Source organism: Paenarthrobacter sp. PPS72, from assembly GCF_048537125.1.
Lineage (GTDB): Bacteria > Actinomycetota > Actinomycetes > Actinomycetales > Micrococcaceae > Arthrobacter > Arthrobacter nitroguajacolicus_E.
Genome location: NZ_JBLYIE010000064.1, coordinates 1 through 18,810, shown reverse-complemented (window position 1 = coordinate 18,810; position 18,810 = coordinate 1). Strand labels below are relative to the sequence as shown.

Here is an 18,810-nt window from a genome sequence, read left to right as displayed (position 1 = left end):
ACCGGCGCTGGGGCAACCGGCGCTGGTGCAACCGGAGCGGGGGCAACCGGCGCTGGCTCGGCTGTAGCCGGTGCCGGCTGATCCGTCGGGGCGGTCTGACCCGGGCAGTCGCTGAGAACACGGGCCATGGCGTCGTGTTCGGCTTGGGTTACCCAGAGGCCGTAGGTGGCCTTGACGGAGATTTGCCGGGCGACGTATTCGCAACGGAAACTCTTGTTCGGCGGCAACCACGTTGCGGAGTCCCCGTCGCTCTTTTGTTGATTGGTGGGTCCGTCGGTGGCCTGCAGGTTCAGTGGGTCATTGGCGAAGGCCGTCCGCTGTTCCAGGCTCAGTTGCTGAGCCCCCTTTTGCCAGGCGTCGCTGAGGGCAACCACATGGTCGATCTGCACGAGGCTGCTGGTGGCGGCACCGCGAACGAAATTGATGGTCTTCGAGGTGTACGGATCAGCCAGGGCGCCGCTCTGAATCTTGCAAGGAACGTTGTTGGTGTAAGTAACCTGCTTGAGATCCCGCTTGAGGGTGTCGTTTCGGGTGTCGCACCCGTTTCGGTCCACGTCTGCCCATGCTTGCCCGAAGAGGTTGCGATCATAGCCGGTCTTTGGCGCCCGGCCCTTAATGGCCAGGGTCGCCAGTACATCCAGCGCCTTGGAAGCATATGCCGGCTGGGCCTTTGGTGCCTTATAGATGGCAGATACGGTCACGGCGGTGGTGGTTTCCGGGTCCAAGGGTGCCGCTGCTTCCACGCCTGTCGGCGTAGGGATCGGCGTGGGGGACGGCGTCGGGGTGGCGCTGGCAGTGGCTGGCACTGTCAGCTTTTGCGCTTCGGCCGCAGGTTTGGACGCTTCCAGTGTCTCCTTGGGCTCAACGGGAACCATAGCTCCGCCCGCTATGAGGACTACCAAGGCTCCCGTCAACATAACGGCTCCAGCTCTTCGACCTCCGGGCACCATTGCCCAAGAGCGACGGCCGGTGGCTGCTATGTAGAGGCCCGTCAACAAGGCTAGAAGGCCAAGCATGATCAGTGCTCCGCCAAAGCCTGAACTGAGGGCGCCCAGCAGCAGGAAAAGCACAGCGAGAATGCCAACGCTAAGCGTGGAGGTGCGCAGGCGGAATGAGCCCGTTCGGGGCGGAGTGTGATTGGACAACAGAAAATCCCCATTTCGACGTCGCGCCCCGTCTTTCGCGGCCGACAGTGCGGGCGCCGGTGACTGGACGCCCTTGGGGATTCTAGTATCGGAATTACATGATTGTAATTCCGGGCGGATTATTACACGGAGATCCTGCTAGCGAAAGTCATATGAAATCGGCTGTGGATAACCGGGGTTCAAGCCTCGTCCTCAGGGCGGCCCGTAAGGATCCGGTGGGCGCTCTCCTGCAGGATTCCCAGTGACTCTTGGATCAGGGGCGACGCGATGCTGCCTCGGCGCACCGCTGCCACAATACGGCGGGCAGGTTTGCCCTTGCCGGTGATGCGTAGTCGGACCACGTTCTCGGCATTATGCAACGGCGCCAGACGCGGCAACAGGCCGACGCCCAGCCCCGCCCCCACGAAGGCGATTTGGGTTTCCCATTCCACGGCCTCATGGGCAATCCGGGGTGTTACCCCTACGGCCGTAAATGCCGCTGTGAACAGGGCATGGTAGGTGGAACCGGCTGCTTCAGTGATCCATGGTTCCGATGCCAGCTCTTCGAGAGTCACCCTTTCCCGGGACGCCAACGGGTGGTTACCGGGAATGATCACGTCCAGGGGGTCGTCCAGCAGGACGGTCTGTTCGAAGCGGGGGTCGTCCTCAACATAGGTGTCGGACTGCATGGCAACGATCACCGCAAGGTCGATTCGTTCGGCAACCAACAAGTCAAAGCAGCGGGCGGGGTTTGCCTCAAGTACCTGTACCTCAAGCAGGGGGCGGGTGGTGCGCAAAGTGGCAGCGAGCGGTGCGAGCAACCGGGCCGCCGCCGTCGAAAATCCGCCCAGTCCAAAACGGGACTGCACCTGGTCGCCGGCCTCCATGGCTGCTGCGCGCAGGTGCTCCCATTCGGCGATGAGGGTGTCTGAACCCGCCACGAGAAAGCGGCCCGTGGCGGTCAGGCGCACGCCCCGGCCGTCCTTGGTGAGCAGCTGCATTCCGAGCATGCGCTGGAGCTCGCGTAGTTGCGCGGAGACGGCGGAGGGGGAGTAGCCGGTGAGCTCCGCGGTTGCGCCAATGGTGCCACAGCGGGCAAATACCCGAAGTGTGATGAGCCTCGCATCGATCATGCACCTATTGTGCATGATTATCTTCTAAATCTTGCGCTTTTGTTGCGGTTCAATCATCCCTAATCTCGTACTACGAAGACTTCGATATCGCTGGTCGCAACGAAGCGCCGGCGCCCCCCACGAAATGCACCCTTACCCAGCCTCCCGGGAGGAAACCCATGACTGCTCCAGTGAACCTGCCCCTCAAATCACGCGGAAAACTCGCTTCATCATTGCCTGCTGAGCAGCTGGCGGAAATTGCCGGGTTGTTCGAATTCCGGCGCACGGGCTACTCCCTGGATGCCCCCTTCTACACGGACCCGACGATTTTCAAGATCGACATGGAAGCAATTTTCGGGGAGCACTGGATCTTTGCCGGCAGCGTCGCCGAGCTCCCGGAGCCAGGAGATTACGTCACGGTCGACTACGGGCCCTACTCCCTGATCGTGCTGCGCAACGACGACGGCGGCGTGAACGTCCTGCACAACGTCTGCCGCCACCGCGGCGCCCGGGTCCTGACCGAACCCGCCGGGTCAACAGGAAACCTGGTCTGCGGCTACCACTCCTGGACATACTCCCCGGAAGGCAACCTGATCCACGCTTCCGCACCGGGAGAGACGAAGTTCGACAAGGGCTGCTTCGGCCTCAAGCGCGCCCACAGCCGTGTGGTGGCCGGGCTCATCTTCGTTTGCATTGCAGACGAACCGCCCACCGACTTTGACGAAACGTCCAAGATATTCGAGCCGTACCTCGCGCCCCACGACCTGTCGAAGACAAAAGTCGCCTACCAGCAGAACATCATCGAAGAGGGCAACTGGAAGCTCGTCATGGAGAACAACCGTGAGTGCTACCACTGCGACGGACACCCTGAGCTCGCCTGTTCGCTCTTCCCCACCTGGGGCCTTACGGAGGGCCTGATCCCGGCGCATCTCGAAGAAGTGTGGGACCGCAACAAGGAAGCCCAGTCCTCCCTCGAAGAGCGTTGCCGCCGCTATGGCCTCCCCTTCGAGGTGGTGGAGGAGCTCGACACCCGCATCGCCGGAATCCGTATTTCACGTGAATCCCTGGACGGCGAGGGCGAATCGTTCTCGGCCGATGGGCGCAGGCTCTCCAAGAAGCTCCTCGGTGACCTTCCGGACTTCCGCCTTGGCCGCTGCTCGATGCACCTGCAGCCCAACAGCTGGTTCCACTTCCAGAGCGACCACGTCATTACCTTCGGCGTCTTCCCGGTCAACGAGCACCAGACCCTGGTACGCACCACCTGGCTGGTAGCCGACGACGCCGTCGAAGGCGTCGACTACGACCTGGAAAAGCTCACCTACACCTGGAAGCAGACCAATCTGCAGGACAAGGCGTTCGTGGAGCTGTGCCAGACGGGCGCCGGCAGCCCCGCCTACGAGCCCGGCCCCTACATGAAGAGCGAGTACCAAGTGGAGGCGTTCATCAACTGGTACGTACAGCGTGTCCAGGAGCACTTGGCATGACCGAACTCCTCACTGAGACGCTGGTCCAGGAGCCACATCGCATTCGCGGCCTTGAGATGCCGTGGAACAGGGTGATGGGCAGCACCGAAGGGCCGGCCAGCGCGGCACGTGCGTTAGGTCCATGGCATCCGCAGGAGTTCATGGCCGAATGCGTGGAAATTGTTCCTGAAGTGGGCGGCATGATGACCTTCGTGTTCCGTCGCACCGACGGTGCGCCCCTGGCGTTCCGGGCGGGCCAATACGTCAACGTTGCCTTTCCGGTGAACGGCGGGGACCAGGATCCGGTGGACCGCAGCTACTCGCTGTCCAGCGCTCCCACCAAACCGTGGACCTTCGACATCACGGTCAAACGTGATGCCATGGGGCAGGTTTCGCCGTGGGTGCACGAGAACATCAAGCCGGGTACCGTCCTGGAGATGCTCGGACCAGTGGGGGCCTTCCACCTGCCCGACGCCGACCGGCGGGCCCGGTACCTCCTGCTGGCCGCCGGCGCGGGTATCACTCCCATCATGTCCATGGTGCGGACCATTCACTCCTTGCCCGGACAAGCCGATGTGGTGGTGCTCTACCACGGTGCGGAAGCCGGCGGCTTCGCCTTCAACAAGGAGCTGGCCTACATTGCGTCCGTGGATTCGCGTATCAAGGTCTTCTACTCCCTGGGCGACCGCAGCGTACCCGAGGGCTGGGAAGGGCTGAGCGGAAGGCTCACGGCAGCGATGCTGGACGAGGTGGCCCCCGACGCCAACGGCCGGCAGGTCTATGCCTGTGGACCCGAGGGCTACCTGAACACCGCCACCGAGCTCTTGGGGAACGTGGGCGTGGATGACACCTCCATCCACATGGAGTTCTTTACCGGAGATCGTCAGACGATCCTCGAGTACCAGGCGGAGCTGGCGCTCGCTGTGGACATTGCCGAGGAAATCGCTGAGGAAATCGCGGATTCCGCGGAGGACTACTACGAAAGCCAACCCACGGCGTTCGGGCTCTACGAGCCCGGCTACGACGCCGAGGGGCCTTTGAAAGCCACGGGGTTGCCGCTGGAGACTATCGACCCGGATGCACCTGAAGCTTCCGACGGCGGCTCGGATACGGGAGCGGAGGCCGAGGTTCCTGATGTATCAAGCTTCGAAACAGTGGGAACGGGAAGCCTCACCCTGTCCTTCATGCGAACGGGGATCAATGTGCGCATTGACCCCACCGAACACATCCTTGGTCCGGCCCAGCGTGCCGGGGTCAGGATCGGTGCGAACTGCAAGGAAGGCATGTGTGGCTCCTGCAAGGTGGTCAAGCTGTCCGGCGAAGTGGAAATGAATCATCAGGGAGGCATCCGTGCCCGGGAAATCGACGCAGGCAAGTTCCTTCCCTGCTGCTCTACCGCACAGACCGATATGGTGATCGACGCGTAGTGCGGCTACCGGAGTCCCGCACTGGGGGCCAGGGCAATGGCCTCAGTGCGGGACCGGAAGCCGAGCCTTACTGCCGGGAACTGGCCGCGAAGGAGCCTAAAGCAGCCATCCAATAAATCCCCGCTACAACACGGGCTTTTCCCGCCCGCAATCCAGAGTTAACCTCATTTCCTCGTCCGGACAACCCGAACGGGTCTATAGTGAGGGATAGGACATTCGCTGATGCAGCCCGGCGGCCCGCATTTCTTCCGACGCCGGAGGCCCCGTAATGACCGACACCCAAATTGGCAGCTTTATTCGCGACTGTGTGGTGTTTGAGGATGACACTGAGAACGGCTTGGACTTTGACACTTTCTACGGCCTGTACATCAGTTGGTGCGTTCTCGGACGTAAAATCCCCATCCCCGACTCCGCTTTCAAAACAGCCCTTGAACTCGAGGGACTGAAGCCCGTCAAGCTCACTGGCCAGAGAATTTATCCCGGCATGAGCATGGTGGGAGCGGCCGCGAGGGACTACGTGGTGAACAGTGTTCCCATGTGGAGCGAAACCGCCACTGACATCCCCGTTTCCGAGATTCGCCAAGCAGTGGCGTCCATCGCCTGATTTCACTTCAGCAAGCGTTCAGCCCATCCCCCTAGGATTCATAGGGGGATGGGCTGTTCCTGTTTCCGGAGGTCTCGCTGAAAGGCTCTAATGAAACCGTCCATCGTTTGGTTTCGCGACGATCTGAGGGTCGCCGATAACCCGGCCTTGCGTGCCGCCGTCGACGACGGCGCGGCCGTTGCCCTCTACGTCCTTGACGAAGAATCGCCCGGTATCCGCCCTCACGGCGGTGCCGCGCGCTGGTGGCTCCACCACTCGCTGGCCGCCCTCCGAGCGGATCTGGACAAGCTTGGTATTCCCCTGCTGCTCCGCAGGGGGTCAGCAGCCGACGTCGTCCGGAAGACCACGACGGCGCTGGGTGCCGGCGGGTTGTACTGGAACCGTCGGTACGGTTCCGCTGAGCGAACGGTCGACGCCGGCATCAAGGCCTGGGCCGGCGATGCGGGACTGCATGTCTCCAGTTTTCAGGCCTCCCTTCTCCACGAGCCGTGGGAGGTCACCACCAAAACCGGCGGGCAGTACAAGGTGTTCACCCCCTTCTGGCGGACCGTTTCTGCGCAGGAGTTCCGTGAGCCGCTGGCCGTTCCGGAAGCGGGCCACGGATTCACGGGAAAGCTGCCAGCCTCTGAGGAGCTGGGATCGTGGCAGCTGCTGCCCACCAAACCGGACTGGTCCGGCGGACTGGCCGAGATGTGGACGCCGGGCGCTGCCGCCGGACACCAGCGGCTGGCCAAGTTCGTGGCGGACGGCCTTTCCAACTACAGCGAGGGCCGCAACCGTCCGGATACGGATGGAAGCAGTTGTCTGTCGCCGTACCTGCGCTGGGGTGAGCTGAGCCCGTTCGAGGTGTGGCATGCGCTGGGTTCCAAACGGTCCCGGAGTGCTTCCATTTATGCTTCTGAGTTGGGCTGGCGTGAGTTCTGCTGGCACCAGTACTTCCATCATCCCGAGCTTGCAACTGCCAACCTTCGCCCCGAGTTTGATCGCTTCCCGTGGGCATGGCCGGGTGCCAGCGGTAACGGCACCAGTAATGGCAACGGCAAGCATCCCGGCCACGCGTCAGCGCCAGAGGAATTCCGCGCCTGGCAGCAGGGCCGCACCGGCTTCCCCTTGGTGGACGCGGGGCAACGGCAGTTGTGGCATGCGGGGTGGATGCACAACCGCGTCCGTATGGTGGCCGCGAGTTTCCTGGTGAAGAACCTGGGCATTCACTGGCAGCTGGGGGAGCAGTGGTTCTGGGACACCCTGGTGGATGCCGATCCGGCGTCGAATCCGGCCAACTGGCAATGGGTAGCCGGCTCGGGCGCGGATGCTTCTCCGTTCTTCAGGATCTTCAACCCTGAGGCGCAGCGGGTTAAGTTCGATCCCCAGGGGAAGTACATCGCCCACTGGATTCCCGAGTTCGGAACGCCGGATTACCCCGGGGAAATCGTGGACCTCAAGACCACCCGGGCGGAAGCGCTGGAAGCGTACAAGGAGATGAGGGAAGTCCACTAGCGGTCGGAGAATACCCCTCTGGAAATTAGTAGGAAGTCCGAGTATATTCGGAATCAGAGATGACCTGGACCACAGTTGGTCACGTATTCCGCAGAGGTCCCAGCCTCCGGCGGCGCGGCAGTCATTCACGATGCAAAGGAGCATTCCACCATGGTGCGCGAGCTTTCCCACTACGTAGACGGCCAGAGGATCGACGGCACTTCCGGTCGATTCAGTGATGTCTACGATCCCTGCACGGGCGAAGTCCAGGCACGGCTTCCGCTGGCCAGCGCGGACGAGGTTCGCAACGCCGTCGCAAATGCCGAGAAGGGCCAGCTCGAATGGGCGGCCATGAACCCGCAACGCCGGGGACGCATCCTGCTCAAGTTCGTAGACCTGGTCAACGAGAATATGGACGAGCTGGCAAAACTCCTGTCCTCCGAACACGGCAAGACCTTCGCGGACGCCAAGGGCGACATCCAGCGTGGCATCGAGGTGGTGGAGTTCTCCGCCGGGGCGCCGCACCTGCTCAAGGGCGAATTTTCGGACAACGCCGGCCAGGGGATCGATGTCCACTCCCTGCGCCAGCCGCTCGGTGTGGTCGCGGGCATCACGCCCTTCAACTTCCCCGCCATGATTCCGTTGTGGAAGTCCGGGCCTGCTCTCGCCGCCGGCAACGCGTTCATCCTCAAGCCTTCCGAGCGGGACCCTTCCGTTCCGCTCCGCCTGGCCGAGCTGTACAGCGAAGCCGGGGTGCCCAATGGCGTTTTCAACGTGATCAACGGCGATAAGGAAGCCGTGGACGCGTTGCTCGAAGATCCACGCGTGAAGGCCATTGGTTTTGTGGGATCCACGCCGATTGCCCAGTACATCTACGCCACCGCAGCTGCCCACGGCAAGCGCGCGCAGTGCTTCGGCGGGGCCAAGAACCACATGGTCATCATGCCCGACGCCGATCTGGACATGGCGGCCGATGCCCTGATTGGTGCCGGATATGGTTCCGCCGGTGAGCGCTGCATGGCGATCTCCGTTGCCGTGCCCGTGGGGCAGGAAACCGCAGACGCGCTGGTGGCCAAGCTGACCGAGCGGGTCAAGGACCTGAAGGTGGGCCATAGCCTGGACAAGGATTCGGACTTCGGTCCGGTGGTGGCTGCTTCTGCCAAGGAGAGGATTGAGGGCTACATCCAGTCCGGCGTGGACGAGGGAGCCACTTTGGTGGCCGACGGCCGCGGACTCACCGTGGATGGATACGACGGCGGCTTCTGGGTGGGCCCCACCCTCTTCGACAACGTCACCAAGGACATGAAGATCTACAAAGAAGAGATCTTCGGTCCCGTCCTCAGTGTGCTGCGAGCGGCTGACTATGACGAAGCGCTGAGGCTCTGCAGCGAGCACGAGTTCGGCAACGGCGTCGCAATTTTCACCCGCGACGGCGACTCCGCCCGCGACTTTGCCAGCCGCGTTGAGGTTGGCATGGTGGGCATCAACGTTCCCATCCCCGTGCCGATCGCTTACTACACCTTCGGCGGCTGGAAGGCGTCCGGGTTCGGTGACCTCAACCAGCACGGTGCTGACGCGTTCCGCTTCTACACCAAGACCAAGACCGTGACGTCGCGGTGGCCCTCCGGCATTCGCCAGGGTGCCAGCTTCATCATGCCGGCAGGCAGCTGATGGGGGCCCTGGAAACAGAAGAAGTTCTCTTTGAGCGTCGCGGCCACTTGGGCATCGTGACCCTCAACCGTCCGAAGGCAGTCAACGCACTGAACCATGCAATGGTGAAAGCCATGCTTCGGCAGCTGACCGCTTGGGCTGACGACGACGCCGTTGGCACCGTTTTGGTGCGCGGCGCCGGGGACCGTGGACTGTGTGCCGGTGGCGACATCGTCTCCATTTACAAGGACATGTTGCACGGCGGCACCGGGACCGCAGCGTTCTGGGCTGATGAATACCGCCTGAACCTGCTCATTTCGCAGTACCCCAAACCGTACGTCGCCTTCATGGATGGGCTTGTCCTGGGCGGTGGCGTGGGTATCTCGGCGCACGGCTCGGTCAGGGTGGTCACCGAGCGGACACGCACTGGCATGCCGGAGACCACCATTGGGTTCGTGCCCGACGTCGGCGGCACCCTTCTGCTTTCGCGCTCGCCGGGGGAGACGGGAACCCACGCCGCCTTGACCGGTGCCCATCTGACCGGTGCTGACGCGTTGTTCCTGGGGCTCGCGGACCACTTTGTGCCGTCCGATGCCCTGCCCGCGCTGGCGGAAGCGCTGGAAACCTCGACGGCGGAGGCCGCCGTCGGGCGCTTTGCCCAAGTCGCGCCGGAATCAGCTTTGGCAGCACAGCGGGAATGGATCGACGCGGCATATGCGCACGCCGATGCGGAAGAAATCGTCCGGAGCCTGCGCGCCCTGGGCGGAGGGGCAGTTGCTGCAGCCGACACGATCGAGGCGAAATCGCCGACGTCGGTGAAGGTCACCTTGGAATCACTGCGGCGGGTCCGGGGGCTCTCTTTGGAGGAGGCGCTTGACCAGGAGTACCGCGTGGGTCTGCGGTGCCTGGCCGGTCCCGATTTCAGGGAAGGCATCCGCGCACAGGTGGTGGACAAGGACCGTAACCCGCAGTGGAAGCCGCCTACTCTCGCCGAAGTCCGGGAGTCCGACGTCGAAGGCTACTTTGCGCCGCTCGGCGAGCGGGAACTGGGACTTTCACCCAGCCCGGTCCAGTCGATTTGAAGGAGACGATCATGACAGAGAATGCAGCCATGTCAGATATCCAAGCCCCCGCAACGGGACTCATCGCTTTCCTTGGTCTTGGGCATATGGGTGGTCCGATGGCCGCCAACCTGATCAAAGCCGGGCACGACGTGATTGGCTACGACCCCGTTCCGGCAGCCGTCGAGGCAGCTTTGGCTCATGGAATTCCCATGGCCTCCACAGCGCATGAAGCTGCTGCGGAGGCGGCCGTGGTGTTGACCATGCTGCCCAGCGGAAAGCACGTGCTGGACGCCTACCGCGGTGCGGATGGGCCGGGGCTGCTTTCCATCGCGAAGCCGAACACGCTGTTCCTGGATTGTTCCACCATCAACGTGGACGAAGCCCGCGAGGCTGCTGCTCTGGCCGTGGAAGCCGGTCATCGATCCGTGGACGCCCCTGTTTCCGGTGGCGTGGTGGGGGCCGAAGCCGGCACCTTGACCTTCATGGTGGGTGCTTTGCCGGAGGACTTCGAAACCGTGAGGCCCGTCCTTGAACTCATGGGCAAGAGAATTGTCCACTGCGGTGATCACGGGGCGGGGCAGGCCGCGAAGGTCTGCAACAACATGATCCTTGGTGTGTCCATGATTGCCGTTGCCGAAGCTTTTGTGCTTGGCGAGAAGCTTGGGCTCACACATCAGGCATTGTTCGATGTTGCCTCCAACGCGTCCGGCCAGTGCTGGGCGCTGACCACCAACTGTCCCGTTCCCGGCCCGGTTCCCACCAGCCCTGCAAACCGCGACTACCAGCCGGGCTTCGCGGGTGCATTGATGGCCAAGGATCTACGGCTGGCCGTGAATGCGTTGGAAAGCACTGGCGTTGCTGCAGAAATGGGTCCTCTGGCTTCCCGTATCTACGACGCCTTTGCCGCCGGTGGCGGCGCCGGGAGGGACTTCTCGGGGATCATCACAGAGATCCGCGATAAGTCCGTGTGAAAGGTTGGAACTGAACTTATGACGAGCTTGGCGGAGAGGGAGAGCATGACGGAGCAGTACCAAAACATTGTGGTGGAACGTCGGGGACGGGTTGGCCTGGTGACATTGAACCGGCCGGAGGCGTTGAACGCGTTGAATACTGCGCTGATGAACGAACTCGTGGACGCTGTTACTGCGATGGACACCGACCCGGATGTTGGGGCCGTGGTGATCACCGGATCCGCCAAGGCGTTTGCGGCCGGCGCTGATATCAAGGAAATGTCTTCCAACAGCTACATGGAGATGTACGCGGCGGACTGGTTCCGGCGTTGGGAGGACCTTACCCGCCTGCGGATCCCGGTGGTTGCGGCTGTGTCCGGCTTCGCGCTTGGCGGTGGCTGCGAACTGGCCATGATGGCCGATTTCATCATCGCGGGGGACAATGCCAAGTTCGGCCAGCCCGAAATCAACCTGGGAGTGATTCCCGGAATGGGCGGTTCCCAGCGGCTCACCCGGGCCGTGGGCAAGGCGAAGGCCATGGACATGGTCCTGACCGGGCGTTTCATGGATGCAGAAGAAGCCGAACGCTCCGGGCTGGTGTCCCGCGTTGTTCCCGCTGCCGAGGTGATTGAGGAAGCTCTTAAGGCTGCCGAAGTCATCGCCTCCAAGTCCAAGCCCGCCGCGATGGTAGCCAAGGAAGCCGTGAACGCAGCCTTCGAGATGGGCCTGGCGCAGGGGGTGCTGTTCGAGCGCAGGGTATTCCATTCCCTCTTTGCCACGGAAGATCAGAAGGAAGGCATGGCAGCATTCAGCGAGAAGCGCCAGCCGGAGTTCAAGCACCGGTAGCCCGCCTCAAGAACGTTGCAAGCCCGCTTTTCCGTTGTTGGCTAACCACGGATTAGCGGGCCGGCAACGCTTTTGGACCCCTCTACGAACTGCTGGAACGTGGCACCGCCGAGTTTGGCCGGGGAAGCCTGACGCTTTCTTACGTAAGCAGCGCCGGATCAACGAAATCCTCGCGGGGGTCCACCACCGCGTTGGGATCTTTCGAGCGTGAAGTTGCGGGAAGGCCGACGGCGACAGAATGAGGGGGAACGTCCCGAACAACCACCGCGTTGGCTCCGATCGCAGAATGCTCACCCACCGTGACGGGACCCAGAACTTTCGCTCCCGAGCCGAGCATAACGTGATTGCCGATAGTGGGGTGTCGCTTCGTTTTACTGAGCGCCCGGCCGCCCAGGGTGACGCCTTGGTACATGAGGACGTCGTCCCCTACTTCCGCCGTTTCACCAACGACGATCCCGGTTCCATGATCGATAAACAACCGCCGGCCAATCGTTGCACCTGGGTGAATCTCAATCCCCGTCAGTGCCCTCGCAACTTGGGAGATCAGCCGGGCCGGGCCGCGCAGATGCGGTTTCTGCCACATTGCGTGGGCCAGTCGATGGCTCCAAAGCGCGTGGACCCCTGAGTAGACAAGTGCCACTTCGAATAGGCTCGTCGCCGCCGGGTCTTGATTCCTGGCGGCATGGAGATCTTCTTTGAGGAGCCCAAGGATATTCATTGGACGTGTACCGCCAGCGCAGCGTCGAAGAACGCGCGCTCCAGCCGTACCGCTTCCGCGAAGGTGGCGGCAACGCGCTCGCGTTCAGCGGCGTCGGCAGGCTCGACGGCGTCAAACTCGTCGCGTAGCCACGTCACCCACGCGTTGTACTCCGGGTTGTTGTGGAGGCGGATCCATTCGGCGTGCTTTGCGTGGGGTGGCCACTCTGCGGGCTCGCCGGCGCGGGCAGCCCAGTCCCCGTAGAGCCACTCAGCAACCAGCAGCACTGCCAGGACCTCCGGGTAGGAACGGGTAGCGAGGGCGCTGCGCATCAGGTTGTCGAAATCCCGGGTGGCAGATCCCAGCGTGGGTGCGGTTCGGTCCGCCTCGGGAACGTCCAGTTCATTGAAGGAATCCTGGAAGTACGTGTTCTCGTCCGAAGCGAAGGCCCCCAGAACCCGGGCAAACACCAGCCGTGAAGGAAGCGAAGGCGCCGAGGCCACGGCCTGGCCCAGCAGGGCGGTGAAAGCATCGCAGAACTGGTAGTCCTGCACGAGGTAGTGGCGCAGGGTCTCGTCGGAAAGGGAGCCGTCCAGCAGCTGGTCCACGAACGGATGGTTGACGGCGGCGTCCCAGTCCTCGGCGTACTGGTTCCTGAGTTCAGCGGCAAAGCCCACGGTGTTTCCTCCTGAAGTGTCGGCATTCGGAGCCTAGCAGCGTGCTGCCCCACTCAGTGGGCGTTACGCTCTGGTGCCGCTACAGGCGCCAGCGTAGGCTCTGGCCATGATGAACGAGCGCGCATCAAAGACGATCGTGGTTGGCTATGACGGGTCCGAAGAATCACACCGCGCCATCCAATGGGCGGCAAAGCATGCCATCCTGCGGGACTGTTCCCTTCACGTTGTGCACTGTTCGCTGTGGGTCCTGCTGTCCCACAACCGGGGTCCTGTTCCCGGTGTAGCCGATAGCGGCTTGGAACGGGCGGCCCAGAAGGTGCTTGAAGAGGGTATGGCACTCGCCAAGGAGACCGTCCCCGAGCTGGAGGTACACACCACTTTGTTGCATGGCATGCCCCGCGATCATCTTGCCCACGTCTCCGCCGGCACTGGGATGTTGGTGCTGGGAAGCCGGGGTCTTGGCGGTTTCATGGGCTTGCTGGTGGGCTCTGTGAGTTTGGAGATGGCGGCAACAGCGGAGTGCCCGGTGGCCGTGATCCGTGCAGATGACCATCCGGAGGGTCCAGTGCTGTTGGCCGTTGATGACTCGGGATCTCCCGCGGCCCTGGACGATGCTTGCCTTTTCGCGGCAGCAACGGGTGCCGAGCTCAGAATCGTCCACGTACTGCACGAGCCCGAGGGGTACCGACGGCTGCGCGAGCCGCCTGAAGCTTATCCGGACGCTGAAGCGATGCTTGACTCCGTGCTGAGCCGGGCCCGCCACAAAGCCCCCGGGATCACTGTGGGCGGAGAGCTGCTGGTGGATGCCTCTTTCTCCCGAGCCGTGGTCAAGGCTTCACAAGGGGCACGCATCACGGTTGTGGGGACCAAAGGACATGGGCTCATCAAGGGCACCATAGGCTCTACGGCCCACGCAGTGCTCCACCATGCACACAGTCCTGTACTGGTTTCGCGGCGCAAGGCCACCTCCGGGGACACGTAGGGCTGTTATTCCTGGGTACGGTTCTCCTGGGAGTACGGAGCCGCCGGCTTGGAGGTCCTCGCAGGGACTCCCTCCGGAGACGGACGGGACCTATGGTGGATTCCATGGACAATCGGGCGGAAGTACGCGAATTTCTGATCTCCCGGCGTGCTCATGTGGCCCCGGAGCAGGTTGGCTTGCCCACAGGCTCCAACCGCCGGGTCAAGGGGCTGCGCCGCAGCGAAGTGGCTGCCCTCGCCGGATTGAGCGTCGAGTATTACACCCGCTTGGAACGCGGAGCCATCAGTGGCGCGTCCCCACAGGTCCTTGAGAGCATCGCCAGGGCGCTGAACCTGGATGACGCAGAGCGCGCCCATCTGTTCGATCTCGCGCACGCGGCCAGTCCGGTTGCCCGGCCACCGCGACGCCGGAACTCGAAATCCTATGTACCCCACCAGAGCCTGCAGTGGGCGTTGGATGCTGTCACGGCCGGACCCGCGTTTGTCCGGAACGGCCGGATGGACCTGCTTGCAGTGAACCCCTTGGCCCGGGCGTTCTACAAGGATTGCTATGACATGCCGGGCCAAGCACCCAACATCGCCCGCTTCACATTCCTGGACCAACGCGCGTATGAGTTCTACCCGGATTGGGACGCCTTTGCGGAGGTGACCGTTTCCATTCTTCGCACGGAGGCCGGACGCGATCCTCACAATAAGGAACTGCACGATCTTATTGGTGAACTCAGCACCCGCAGCGACGAGTTCCGCACACGGTGGGGAGCACATAACGTGCGTCATCACGGAACGGGTTTCAAGACGTTCAATCACCCGATCGTGGGCGAGATGACACTCGCGTACGAGGGACTGGAAATGGCAGCCGAACCCGGATTGACCCTGACCATTTACGCAGCGGAACCGGGGTCGCCGTCGGCCGAGCGCCTTCAGCTGCTTGCATCCTGGGCGGCCAGCGAATACGGCCAAGGCGTCCAGCCGTCGTCGGAAAAAACACGAACGGACGGCTGACTCAGCGGCTGACCTCTACGAGGACCTCTTGGCCGTCGAATCGCGCTAGCTCTTCGGGAGTCGCGTTGTAGCGGCCCAAGTGAATGGTTTGGTCCGAGAATTCGATGCCGGACGCGTTGTAGTAGAAACCGAGGTTTCGCCAAGGGACGAAGTAGATCAAGTCGCCGTCCTCGGGGTCGGACCCGGACGACCCTTCATAGTGGAGGGCCCTGGGCAGGTCCGCGATCTTCTCACGGCCTGCGAATTCTTCCATGGTGACGGTGAGTGGCAGCATGCTCAGGAAGTCCCGGGTGGCGGGGTTGTCCTCGCCAATGGTGACGTCCAGCGATGACGGGCCGGTACTGAAGCGGACCACTGTACCTACTACGCTACCGGCGGCGGAGCCGCGTGTCTCGATGGCCGGACTTGGTGTTGCCTCCACTGTGCGGGATGGGCTGTAGCCCACCATCGAAATCGCCAGCATCAATACTCCAGTGATGTATCGCCTCACGCCAAAGCACCTGCCTTCCGATCTTTCAGCAGCAGCACTGTGAGCGGCACGAAGTAGAGCGCGGCAATCACTGAGCCCACCAGCACCGGACCAGTGGCGCCAAGCGTGGACTCCAGTGCGTAACCGGCCATCCACGATCCCACGGCCGTACCGAGGTTGAACGCTGAGGTGCTCAGCGCCGAGGCCAGAGTGGGCGCGTGGCCGGCATAGCCCACAGCTTTGCCGATCAGAATCGGGTTGGTGGCCATGCCGAAGAGCCCCAGCAGGAAGATCAGGACCACTGTCACCACGGCAAAGTGGGAGAACAGGGCAAGAGCACCCAGCACCAGGAAGGTCATCCCCGCCGAGATGAACAAGGCAGGGTAGGGATGGTGTGCGCCGAAGTGACCTCCCAGATTGGAGCCGATGAACGCTCCCACCCCATACGCCACCAGAACCAACGGCACCACGGAAGCGGCCAGTCCCGTGTTCTCAGTAAGCAGTGGAGAGATGAAGCTGTAGGCAGCCAAGGATGAACCGCACACGATCGCGCAGCCGGCCAGGACAAGCCAAACCCGCGCATCGCGCATGCTGGCGAGCTCTGCCCGCACGGATGGAGTGGGGCCGGATTCAGGGCCGGCTGGGACAAGTTTGTACACCACAACAGCCCCCGCCAGCGCGAGAACAGCCAGAGCCCAGAATGGCCCGCGCCAACCAATCACCTGACCGGCGAACGCACCAAGTGGGACACCAACAACGTTGGCGAGCATGCCGCCGCCCAACACAACGCCCAGCGCCCGGGACGCTGAAGCTGCGCCTGCCGCTTTTGCACCCACGACGGCGGCTACCGCCCAGAAAGCGCCGGTGGCCAGAGCCGTGACGAAACGCGCCGCCAAGATCAAGGTGAAATCTGAAGTCAGGGCCACCACCACATGGCCCACAGCAAATACCACCAGCGCGAGACTCAGAGTCAGTCGACGTGGCAGCTTGAGCGTCAGGATGGACATAGTGGGAGTTCCGACGATCATGCCCACAGCGAAGATGGTAATCATGAGACCGGCACTTGCCACTGAAACTCCAAGATCGCCCGATATCTCAGGCAGGATCCCCGCAACAATGAACTCGGTGGTTCCCATGAGGAACACTCCGGCTGCCAGAACATAGGTCACCAGCGGCAAACGCCGGGTCCTGGTGGTGGAAATGGTGGTGGTCATACATCCACAACATCACGTCAGTTCTTCAGGAGGGAGTCCCGCTTGAGGGAGGTCCTCTGAGGGACTCCCTCGTGTAGCGGCTGCAACTGGACTGCCTTTGGATCACCGACGTTATATTGTCGGTGCCTGCTGCGGTGGCCTCGTATGCGCTTGTTCAGCCTCGGCAAGACATCGGTAGAGAAGGGCGTCAATCCATTCACGTTGATTGCGGCCCACATTGTGTAAGTAAACACGATCAAACCCCAAGTTAAGATAGCCCTGAATATGGTATCTGTGTTCGTCCAAATCAGCAGAGATGAGAACTCGATCGGAAAGTCCTCAGTGTGTACCATCTTTGCCATCTGAGCAATTTCCAAAGGCGATCTAATGTCCGCTTTGGGGAACTTCATCCCTCCATCTGGCCACTTTATGAATAAGGATGTCCGGTGCCATCTCACGCATTGTCCACAGTCGGGCGCTTTCCATTTTGTAGAACTGGCCGTGCCGGATGTCCCGAGCAAATGCCGGCGCCACCCTGGAGCACCCCTCTGAACAGGGAGAACGCTGCTGCTCCTTGCGGCAATGTTCAAGTCTCCGCTCCGGATCTGTTGACTTTCCGAGTCGGAAAGTAATATGTTGCCGGTATGGAAAACAATGAGGCACACCAACCAACCACTGCCGACACAGCTGCAGCGAACCTTGCTTTCCTCCACGCCGACGGGGCGAATGCGGCTACGGCGGCAACTGCGCCGCTGTGGTACCACTTGGTCCAGAGCGCCACTATCGCGGCGTTCATTTTGGCATTTTCGCTGCCAATGAACTGGTTCATTACAACCCTCTGCGGGGCCGCCATAATCTCCACAATTCTTGGATTCCTCCGTACCCGGCTGACACGGGTGCAAACCAGCCCCTGGGAGCGCAGCCCCTCGCGCAAGATCGGACTGCAGCTCTTGGCGCTCCTTCTGGTCCTCGGAATTGGGGGAGTCTGGCTTTACACAACTTCAGGACAGTTGTGGATTCTACTGGTTGCTGCAGCTCTGGCCTTTGGACTGACCCTCTATCTGGGTCAGAGGATGGAAAAGGCATTCATCAATTCCTTCAGTGGAGCAAAATGATGGACGGGGAAACTGCGGGGCATCTATATGACGAGGTAATCCATGGTCAGGTGCGGCTTAGGATCTGCAGTATCCTTCGGCAGTTCGGTCTCACTGAATTCGGTTTCCTGCGTGAATCCTTAGGAGTTTCCGATTCCACCCTCAGCAAGCATCTTAAGAGCCTGAACCAGGCTGGCTACGTAAGCCTAACAAAGCGAACGGTCGAAACAAGATCAAAAACATGGGCTGCTCTAACCAGTGAAGGTGAAGCGGCGTTTGATCGCCATATTCTCTACCTGCAGGAGATCATTAACAGCTCGAAAAAGAAGTCCTAAGCTAGCCCAGGATGGCCCATGGAATTCGTCTGAATTCCATGGGCGTTGAGAATGAGGATCGCCTGCTTAGCCTTCCATTCATTCCCTGTAGATCCGTGAGAGCGCTGCTTCTGACGGAACCTCACCGGGAACTTCGAACCATTGCCCCCACCCATCCTGCCCACTCCGCCCGCCCACCTCCAGCCTGAATGGACAGAAGCCGTTTCGCCTAGCGGTGTGATGCTGGTCGGGATCCTCGCCATCCGACTCAGCACGAACATCATCTGCGCACACTCATGCGGACCAACAAACGAACTTCCCTTAAGGAAGCCCTCCGGTACGATCCTGCGTGACGATGCAGTCCCGCCTCGCCACCCGGGTAAGCCGCCCGCAGCCGCTACTCAACAAGCTTTACGGCATCGTCGGCGAAGGTGAGACGATGGAAGAGGTCCTCACGGATGTGGCCGCATCCCGACGGCAACCTCACCGCACACGAACTCGTGGACGTCGCCCGGACCGCCTAGGTGTATTGACCACGGACGTTAGGAACGCTCGGCGTGGTTAGGTGACAAAAAGAAGACCTCCAAGTGGAGTGGGGCTTGTCTACAGTCCGCTTCACAAGGAGGTCTTCAATGTCCCATGCTAACGCGATCTTGACTCCGAAGGG

General features: G+C 61.9%; 18 protein-coding genes and 1 pseudogene. 12 read left to right on the top strand and 7 right to left on the bottom strand.

Features of this window, described 5'->3' with window-relative positions; all coding sequences use genetic code 11:
• Together ACLRGI_RS21555 and ACLRGI_RS21550 are read right to left on the bottom strand one after the other, a co-directional pair.
• A partial coding sequence (locus ACLRGI_RS21555) for an HNH endonuclease family protein (RefSeq protein ID WP_419203498.1) occupies positions 1-1,145 on the bottom strand: 1,145 nt, incomplete at its 3' end.
• Between the two features lie 179 nt (positions 1,146-1,324).
• Positions 1,325-2,257, bottom strand: coding sequence for a LysR family transcriptional regulator (locus tag ACLRGI_RS21550; protein ID WP_419203497.1), 933 nt, complete (start codon positions 2,255-2,257; stop codon positions 1,325-1,327).
• A gap of 158 nt (positions 2,258-2,415) precedes the next feature.
• Between ACLRGI_RS21550 and ACLRGI_RS21545 the strand changes: the two genes are divergently transcribed.
• The 8 genes from ACLRGI_RS21545 (at position 2,416) to ACLRGI_RS21510 (ending at position 11,716) form a co-directional block, all read left to right on the top strand.
• Positions 2,416-3,720, top strand: a complete 1,305-nt coding sequence (locus ACLRGI_RS21545; RefSeq protein ID WP_419203496.1) for an aromatic ring-hydroxylating oxygenase subunit alpha — start codon at positions 2,416-2,418, stop codon at positions 3,718-3,720.
• Complete coding sequence (locus tag ACLRGI_RS21540; RefSeq protein WP_419203495.1) at positions 3,717-5,126, top strand: ferredoxin reductase; 1,410 nt, start codon at positions 3,717-3,719, stop codon at positions 5,124-5,126. Before ACLRGI_RS21545 ends, ACLRGI_RS21540 begins: the two co-directional genes overlap by 4 nt.
• A gap of 268 nt (positions 5,127-5,394) precedes the next feature.
• Positions 5,395-5,730, top strand: a complete 336-nt coding sequence (locus ACLRGI_RS21535) for a hypothetical protein (protein ID WP_419203494.1) — start codon at positions 5,395-5,397, stop codon at positions 5,728-5,730.
• 90 nt (positions 5,731-5,820) lie between these two features.
• Positions 5,821-7,227: a cryptochrome/photolyase family protein gene (locus ACLRGI_RS21530; RefSeq protein WP_419203493.1), complete on the top strand. Its 1,407-nt coding sequence runs from the start codon at positions 5,821-5,823 to the stop codon at positions 7,225-7,227.
• Between the two features lie 150 nt (positions 7,228-7,377).
• Complete coding sequence (locus ACLRGI_RS21525; protein WP_419203492.1) at positions 7,378-8,877, top strand: CoA-acylating methylmalonate-semialdehyde dehydrogenase; 1,500 nt, start codon at positions 7,378-7,380, stop codon at positions 8,875-8,877.
• A complete protein-coding gene (locus tag ACLRGI_RS21520; protein WP_419203491.1) occupies positions 8,877-9,938 on the top strand; it encodes an enoyl-CoA hydratase/isomerase family protein in 1,062 nt (353 codons plus the stop codon). The genes ACLRGI_RS21525 and ACLRGI_RS21520 overlap by 1 nt, the downstream gene beginning before the upstream one ends.
• Before the next feature lie 11 nt (positions 9,939-9,949).
• Positions 9,950-10,891 carry a 3-hydroxyisobutyrate dehydrogenase gene (gene mmsB / locus ACLRGI_RS21515; RefSeq protein WP_419203490.1) on the top strand — a complete coding sequence of 314 codons (942 nt, stop codon included), beginning with the start codon at positions 9,950-9,952 and terminating at the stop codon, positions 10,889-10,891.
• A 45-nt stretch (positions 10,892-10,936) separates the two neighbouring features.
• The gene (locus tag ACLRGI_RS21510) at positions 10,937-11,716 is read left to right on the top strand and encodes an enoyl-CoA hydratase (protein ID WP_209755112.1); all 780 of its coding nucleotides are present in this window, start codon (positions 10,937-10,939) and stop codon (positions 11,714-11,716) included.
• 139 nt (positions 11,717-11,855) lie between these two features.
• On the opposite strand, the gene epsC is transcribed toward ACLRGI_RS21510, so the two are convergent.
• Together epsC and ACLRGI_RS21500 are read right to left on the bottom strand one after the other, a co-directional pair.
• On the bottom strand, positions 11,856-12,434 hold the full coding sequence (gene epsC / locus ACLRGI_RS21505; RefSeq protein ID WP_419203489.1) for a serine O-acetyltransferase EpsC: 579 nt from the start codon (positions 12,432-12,434) through the stop codon (positions 11,856-11,858).
• Entirely contained in the window at positions 12,431-13,090 is a 660-nt protein-coding gene (locus ACLRGI_RS21500; protein ID WP_419203488.1) for a TenA family protein, read from the bottom strand. Before ACLRGI_RS21500 ends, epsC begins: the two co-directional genes overlap by 4 nt.
• A gap of 106 nt (positions 13,091-13,196) precedes the next feature.
• Between ACLRGI_RS21500 and ACLRGI_RS21495 the strand changes: the two genes are divergently transcribed.
• Both ACLRGI_RS21495 and ACLRGI_RS21490 read left to right on the top strand, forming a co-directional pair.
• A complete protein-coding gene (locus ACLRGI_RS21495) occupies positions 13,197-14,072 on the top strand; it encodes a universal stress protein (RefSeq protein ID WP_419203487.1) in 876 nt (291 codons plus the stop codon).
• A gap of 104 nt (positions 14,073-14,176) precedes the next feature.
• Positions 14,177-15,073: a helix-turn-helix transcriptional regulator gene (locus ACLRGI_RS21490; protein ID WP_419203486.1), complete on the top strand. Its 897-nt coding sequence runs from the start codon at positions 14,177-14,179 to the stop codon at positions 15,071-15,073.
• A gap of 1 nt (position 15,074) precedes the next feature.
• Here ACLRGI_RS21490 and ACLRGI_RS21485 read toward each other — a convergent pair whose 3' ends face one another.
• From ACLRGI_RS21485 to ACLRGI_RS21475, 3 genes and pseudogenes are all read right to left on the bottom strand, one after another.
• Positions 15,075-15,563: a cyclophilin-like fold protein gene (locus tag ACLRGI_RS21485; RefSeq protein ID WP_419203485.1), complete on the bottom strand. Its 489-nt coding sequence runs from the start codon at positions 15,561-15,563 to the stop codon at positions 15,075-15,077.
• Positions 15,560-16,756, bottom strand: a complete 1,197-nt coding sequence (locus ACLRGI_RS21480) for an MFS transporter (protein WP_419203484.1) — start codon at positions 16,754-16,756, stop codon at positions 15,560-15,562. Before ACLRGI_RS21480 ends, ACLRGI_RS21485 begins: the two co-directional genes overlap by 4 nt.
• 155 nt (positions 16,757-16,911) lie before the next feature.
• Positions 16,912-17,163, bottom strand: a pseudogene (locus ACLRGI_RS21475) (TIGR03557 family F420-dependent LLM class oxidoreductase); the annotation flags it as partial.
• A 216-nt stretch (positions 17,164-17,379) separates the two neighbouring features.
• Here ACLRGI_RS21475 and ACLRGI_RS21470 point away from each other — a divergent pair.
• A complete protein-coding gene (locus ACLRGI_RS21470; RefSeq protein WP_419203483.1) occupies positions 17,380-17,850 on the top strand; it encodes a hypothetical protein in 471 nt (156 codons plus the stop codon).
• Positions 17,847-18,164, top strand: a complete 318-nt coding sequence (locus ACLRGI_RS21465) for a transcriptional regulator (RefSeq protein WP_419203482.1) — start codon at positions 17,847-17,849, stop codon at positions 18,162-18,164. The genes ACLRGI_RS21470 and ACLRGI_RS21465 overlap by 4 nt, the downstream gene beginning before the upstream one ends.
• Positions 18,165-18,810 lie beyond the last annotated feature (646 nt).